Consider the following 6434-nt stretch of genomic DNA (forward strand, 5'->3'; position numbering starts at 1 on the left):
CCTCGCACGCTGTCCGCAGCGCGCGAACAGAACCCGGCTTACAGGCCGGCTCGCCGTCAGATATGGCCGGAGCCAACAGGACCGGCCATATCTGCTGTGTTACAGGGCTGATTCAGGCTATCCGACGGGCCTGGTCATGCAATTGCCCCATCGGCCTTTGTTCGTGCTCTGATTGCTGAGTTCGAGATGTTCCGAGGTGTTCCTATTCGTGCGTCCTCGTCGGTCACCGTGTCAGGGCGGTGTTCTTGTCGCCATGGGCGCCTCACTGTTGCGCAGCCTTTGTCCGGTTCGCCGTCTCCCCGCGGTCTTGACCTGTGCTTTCGCCCCGAGCAGGGCCGCCGCGCGCCGCTGGGTCACTCGCGTAGGCGTCGTCGCGCAAATGGGCCAGAACCAGCAGTGCCTGACGGCAGGGGGCCAGATGGTGCTATCGGTTGCCGACCGGGCGGTGCGCCGCGGCGGGCGCGCCACGTGGCGCAGCGTGGGATTGGACGGATCGATTTCCGCGGCATACACGAGCGTGTGAAGTTCCTGGGCGACTGTTGCTCTTCGTCGCGAACCCATATCGGCGTCGCCATGCCATCCAGTCAGGCCCGAAGCCGATCTGCCGCTCGACTGGGTGGGAATGTCTCCTTCTCATCGTGACGGCAGCCGAAGGCGTCGGCGTTTTCTTTAGGGCCGTCACGGGTGACGCCGACGGTCGTGCGGTCTGAGCGCGTGGTCTGTGCGCGCCGTCAACTGCCCGGCGCGCACGGACTGTCGCACATCAGTTGATCTTCGCGATCGTCCAGAGCTGGGCGGTCGAACCGGAAACGCTTTCCTGGTCAAGGAACGCGCCGTTGGCCGTCGAGGCGCCGATTACGTTCAGCGCCAAGCCGCTGGCGCGGTTGACGACCTCGTACTTGCCGCCGCCGGTGTCGACCAGCGACCACTGCTGGCTCGCCGCTGCGGAGGACGGTTCCTCCACGACCGCGCTGCCGCTGGCGGTGGCCCCGGCCGAATCGAGGACGTCGTTCGTGAACACGTTGGTGATGGTGTAGTAGGAACCGGACTGGGTGAACGTCCAGTACTGGTCCGGGTGGTTCACGTCGCGGTACTGGTCGGCCTTGGTTCCGCTGCCGCCTCCGGCCACCTCGGCGTACTTGCCGCTGTTGAGGTTCGCCAGCACGAACTGGCCGCTGGTGAAGGCCGGGGGAGCGCTCTGTGTCAGATTCCAGCGCTGATTCGCCGCGGAGGTCAGCGGCGCCTGGGTGGCCTGCTCGTTGGTTGAGGTCTGGCCGTTCGCGTTGGTCGCCATGGTCAGCGCCAGGTCGCTGCGCCGGTTGGTGATGGTGTAGCCGCCGGCCGGGGAGGGCTGCACCGACCAGTCCTGCTCTGCGCCGCCGGTGGCCGTCCATTGGATCGCGCCGGTGCCGCAGGACAGCGAACCGGACGGGATCGCGAGGTACTTGCCGCTGAAGGTGTCGAGGATCCGGTAGTAGCCGTTGGTCTGGAGTAGGAACTGCCAGTTGTGGTCCGGTGTGCCGTTGTCGGGCGCCTGGACGACCGGGGCGCCGGAGTTGGAGTTGGGGATGCCCAGCGCCTGCGAGCTGAGGATGTTCTGGATCTTGTAGGCGGCGCCGGTGGAGATGCCGCCGCCGTAGTCGTCGATGCCGTAGGTCACCTTGTTGGTGCCGTTGGTGACCAGCACCCCGCCGCTGGTGACCAGCAGGCTCTTGCCGTCGGCGAGCGGGAGCAGGCCGCGGCTGTAGCCTGAGGCGGTGTTGGAGAACATCCGCACCCAGGTCGCGCCGTTATCAGTGCTCTCGTACAGCTGCTGGTCGCTGTACGCCGACACCACGATGGTGCCGTCCGGGCCGCCGGTCGGCAGCCACGTGTTGTACGGATTGGCCTGCGGATAGATGCCGTCGGTGGTGACCATCCGCACTTCGGCGGCCGAGGCGAAGTTCTCCGGGTTCGACGCGATCCGGTAGTAGACCGGGCAGCCGCCGCTCGGGGCGTTGCAGTACTCGTAGGTCAGGATGTAGTTGCCGTTTCCGAGCCGATGGACGATCGCCATGCCCGGCCGCGCGCTGTAGGTGGAGTACGCGACGTCGTCGACCTCGGCGGACCAGTGCACCCCGTCGGTCGTGGTGAAGTGGCCCAGCTTCTGGCCGTGCGCCGGATCGCGCTGGTCCGAGATCCAGGCGATCAGCTTGTTGTTCGCCACCAGGAAGTATGGTTCCCAGACCGGGGTGTATCCGTTGGACGCGATGGCGGGTCCGCCGCTGGCGATCGAGCTGACGAACGACCAGGTGACGCCGTGGTCGACGCTCGCGTACATGTCGATCTTGGTCTGCGAGTTGTCCGCCGGAATCGAGTCTCCGGCGGCGATGATCGTGCCGGCCGGGTACGCGCCGATCGCCTGCGGCAGTTCGTAGAGCACCGGTTCGAGCTGGATGTTGTTCCAGGAGTTCACCTGGTCGTGGATCGTGGAGACCTGCGTCCAGGAGTGACCGGAGTCGGTGCTGCGGAAGACCGGCATGCCGTTGTTCGAGTACTGCTCGAACGAAGCCAGCAGCGTGCCGTTGGAGTCGGTGCTGTGCTCCAGCCTGATCGCGTGAGTGTAGAGCGACCCGTAGGACGGTGCTCCACTTGGCGGCACCCACATCACACCACCGCTGTAGGTGACGGCGTGCGCAGTAGGGGCGATGGTGAGGGACGCGGCGGCAGCGGCCGCGCCGATCGCGGCAAGCACCGTTCTGGCGTTTCGTTTCGCGGGCATGATCTCGTGACTTCCTCGCCTATGAGAGAAGAACGGGTGACGCCAGATTGATGCGCTTCAATCAGGTCGGCCGGATGTGAGGCTGACATGAGGTAGGCAGATCGTCAAGTACACACGTGCGTAGAGATTGGAGCGCTTTAACCAACTCGGGTATCCTGCGCGTCACAACAGCAGGTTTGCGCGCGTCGGGATCGCAGGAACCCGACCTGAAGTCGAGGAGCGTCGTGGTAGCACGTCCGCGAGCGCAGGGGCACGGCGGTCCGAGCATGCAGGATGTCGCCGACGCCGCGGGGGTCTCGCTCGGCACGGTCTCGAACGTGCTCAATCACCCGGCGAAGGTCGGCGCGGAGACGGCGCGGCGGGTGCGCGACGCGATAGAGCAGCTGGGTTTCGTGCGCAATGACGCCGCGCGGTCGCTGGCCTCCGGCTCCAACAGCAGCGTCGGCATGGTGCTGGCCGACATCGAGAACTCCCTGTTCATCGATTTCGCGCACGGCGCGCAGGAGGCGGCGCGGTCGACCGGCCTCAACCTGCTGCTGGCGAACGCCGCCTGTGACATGACCCTGCAAGACAACTACCTGGACCTGTTCGACGAGTCCCGGGTGACTGGCATGCTGCTGGCCCCGATGGAGGATTCGACGGCCGGCATCGCCCGGATGCGGGCGCATGGGCGGCAAATCGTGCTGCTCAACTACGCCCCGAAGCCGGGCACGTGCTGCGCGGTGCTGGTCAACAACGAGCATGTGGGTTATCTGGCGGCCCGTCATCTGATCGACACCGGCCGCACTCGGCTGGCGTACATCGCGGCCCACGAGGACTATCAGCCGGTGCGCGACCGGCGCAGGGGCGTGCGCGCGGCCGTGGACGAGGCCGGTGCGGGCGTGGACCTGGAGGAGATCGACAGCGGCGGCCTGACCACCGAGCACGGCCACGCCGTCGGCAGGGCCCTGGCGGCGCGCGACGTGGACCAGCTGCCCGACGGCCTGGTCGTCGTCACCGACGAACTGGCCAACGGCATCATCCACGAGCTGCACACGGTCGCGGGCGTCCAGGTGCCCAAGCAAGTCGCGGTGGTCGGCTGCGAGAACAACCGCGCCGCCGGTCCCGCCGCGGTGCTGCTCACGGCCGTTGACATGCCGGGCCGGGCGATGGGCCAGGAGGCGATCCGGCTGCTGCTAGACGAGGTGGTGTCGGGAAAGGCGCACCGGCACGCCACCGTGGTGCTGGAGCCCGAGCTGGTCGTGCGCGCCAGCGCGCCGCGCCGAGCTGCTGCTGTCCCGCCGGCGCAGCGACCGGCCCTTCGCGCTCGACCAGCGCGTTGAGACTCGGTTTGGATACGCGAACGATCCATGCTTGACACCAAGCTGAAGCGGGCCGTACGGTCCCGGCAACATTTGAAGCGCTTCAAAGCGCTGCCGAGAGGACTCGCCGTGCCACTGCGCCACTTTCGCCCCCTCGCGCTTCTGTCGACCGCGACCACCACGATGCTGCTGCTGGCCGCGTGCGGCGGCACCGGCGGTGGCGCTTCGGCGGGCGGCGCCTCGCAGTTCAGCCTGACCATCAACGACGACAACCACATCGTGCAGCAGGAGCTGACCAAGCTGAGCACCGGCGCCTGCACGACGCAGAACCAGGCATTGCCGCTGCAGATCCAGACCGTGCCTATCGGCAACGTGGACCAAAAGGTGCAGCTGCTCGCCGGGCAGAGCGCGCTGCCGGTGCAGTTCGCCGCCGGAAACGCCCCGGCGCTGACCAAGACCCTGGACAAGGCGGGCCAGGTGCTCAACCTGGAGACCACGCTCAAGAGCCTTGGCGTGTGGGACGACATTCAGCCCGCCGCGATAAAGACCGTGCAGAACCTCTACGGCAAGTTCAACGTGATGCCCTATCAGTTCAACATCGAAGGCATCTGGTACAACAAGAAGCTCTTCGCACAGCACGGCGTCGCCGTCCCGACCAACTACGACGAACTGGTCGCCGCAGCAGCCAAGTTCAAGGCCGCCGGGGTCATCCCGTTCTCCGCCTCCGGCCAGGCCGGCTGGCCCATCACCCGCCTGATCAGCGGCTACCTTTACCGCGAGCTCGGCCCCGACGCGCTGCAGGCAGTCGCGAATGGCGAGGCGAAGCTGACCGACCCGGCGTACGTCAAAGCCGCGCAGGCCATCGCCGACCTGGGCAAGGCCGGCTACTTCGGCCAAGGCGTCGGCTCGATCGACTACGACACCTCCGTGCAGCAGTTCATCACCGGCAAGGCCGCCATGTTCTACATGGGCAGCTGGGAACTGGGCGACTTCAACGACGCGACCAAGGACCAGATCGGCGCCGCGAACATCGGCTTCATGCCGTTCCCGACCGTCGCCGGTGGCCAGGGCAGCGCGGACCAGATCCCCGCGAACGTCGGCCTGCCGGTCGCCGTCTCCGCCAAGTCGTACAACGCCAAGGTCGGCGACTGGCTCGGCTGCATCACCAAGAACTACGGCGCCGCCTCGCTCAAGGACCAGGGCACGATCTCCGGCTTCAAGCCCAACGGCGACGCCGGCTCGCTGCCGCCGCTCACCCAGCTGGTGCAGACCACGATCAACCAGACCTCCACGAGCGTGCTGTGGTTCGAAGCGCTGTTCAACACCAAGGCGACCGAGACCAGCCAGACCAACGCCGCGCCGCTGGTGACCGGCTCCATCTCCGCGCAGCAGTTCATGCAGAAGGTCCAGGACGATCTGGCCACCGGCTGACCCGGTCTCAGCCCGCAGTTGCGATCGAACCCCCCGCGAAAGAGCCCACATGCGTTCCGTTCTTGGCGACCGCCGAGCCATCGCCGTCCTGCTGGCCCCGGCGCTGCTGGTCTACACCCTGGTGATGCTGGTCCCGATGGGCTGGTCCCTCGGGTACACCTTCACGCAGGGAAACCTCATCCAGGGTTTCACCTTCAACGGCCTGGGCAACTTCCGGAAGTTGTGGCAGGATCCGCAGGCGCACTCCGCGTTGTGGTTCACCCTCAAATACGCGCTCGTGGTCAGCGTCGGGCAGGTGCTGCTCGGGTACCTGCTCGCGCTGCTCTACGTCTTCGTGCTGCGCCGCTCCTCGGCGCTGATCAGGACCCTGGTGTTCTTCCCGGTGATCCTGCCGACGGTCGCCGTCTCCCTGATGTTCCAGAAACTCTTCGCCATCGCGCCGCAGAACGGCCTGGCCAACGAGTTGACCGAAGCGCTGGGCATCCACCACGGCGACTGGTTCGCCAGCAGCACCGGCGCGTTCATCGTGCTGATCATCATGGACATCTGGCGTTCCATGGGCTTTTACGGCGTGCTGATCTACGCCGGTCTGCTCGACATCCCCGAGGAGATGCTCGAATCGGCGCGGCTGGAGGGCGCGACCGGCTGGCGGCTGGTCAAGCACATCGTGCTGCCGCTGTCCTGGCCGGTGCTGATCTCCGCGGTCGTGTTCAGCATCAACGGCACCTTGAAGGTGTTCGACTCGGTCCTGGCCTTGACCAACGGCGGGCCGGGCAGCGACACCACGCCACTGACGCTCTACATGTTCCGCACCGCCTTCTCCTACGGCGACTACGGCTACGGCAGCACGATCGCGTTCCTGCTGACCGTGGTATGCCTCGGCGTCACCCTGATCATCTTCCGCCTCTCGCGCCGCGACCCGACCAAGGGCTAATCAGTGA

The 6434-nt window shown here is 66.6% G+C and carries 4 protein-coding genes; 3 read left to right on the forward strand and 1 reads right to left on the reverse strand.

Annotated features, from left to right (window positions below; translation table 11 throughout):
- Positions 1-763: 763 nt before the first annotated feature.
- Entirely contained in the window at positions 764-2761 is a 1998-nt protein-coding gene (locus tag VN779_RS26230; RefSeq protein WP_325728042.1) for an RICIN domain-containing protein, read from the reverse strand.
- A gap of 224 nt (positions 2762-2985) precedes the next feature.
- Between VN779_RS26230 and VN779_RS26235 the strand changes: the two genes are divergently transcribed.
- The 3 genes from VN779_RS26235 to VN779_RS26245 all read left to right on the forward strand — a co-directional run bounded on the left by VN779_RS26235 (position 2986) and on the right by VN779_RS26245 (position 6427).
- Positions 2986-4083 carry a LacI family DNA-binding transcriptional regulator gene (locus VN779_RS26235; RefSeq protein WP_325728044.1) on the forward strand — a complete coding sequence of 366 codons (1098 nt, stop codon included), beginning with the start codon at positions 2986-2988 and terminating at the stop codon, positions 4081-4083.
- Between the two features lie 108 nt (positions 4084-4191).
- Complete coding sequence (locus tag VN779_RS26240; protein ID WP_325728046.1) at positions 4192-5493, forward strand: ABC transporter substrate-binding protein; 1302 nt, start codon at positions 4192-4194, stop codon at positions 5491-5493.
- Positions 5494-5542: 49 nt separating this feature from the next.
- A complete protein-coding gene (locus tag VN779_RS26245) occupies positions 5543-6427 on the forward strand; it encodes a sugar ABC transporter permease (RefSeq protein ID WP_325728048.1) in 885 nt (294 codons plus the stop codon).
- Positions 6428-6434 lie beyond the last annotated feature (7 nt).

This window comes from Actinocrinis sp. (assembly GCF_035605935.1).
In the GTDB taxonomy this organism is placed as follows: domain Bacteria; phylum Actinomycetota; class Actinomycetes; order Streptomycetales; family Catenulisporaceae; genus Actinocrinis.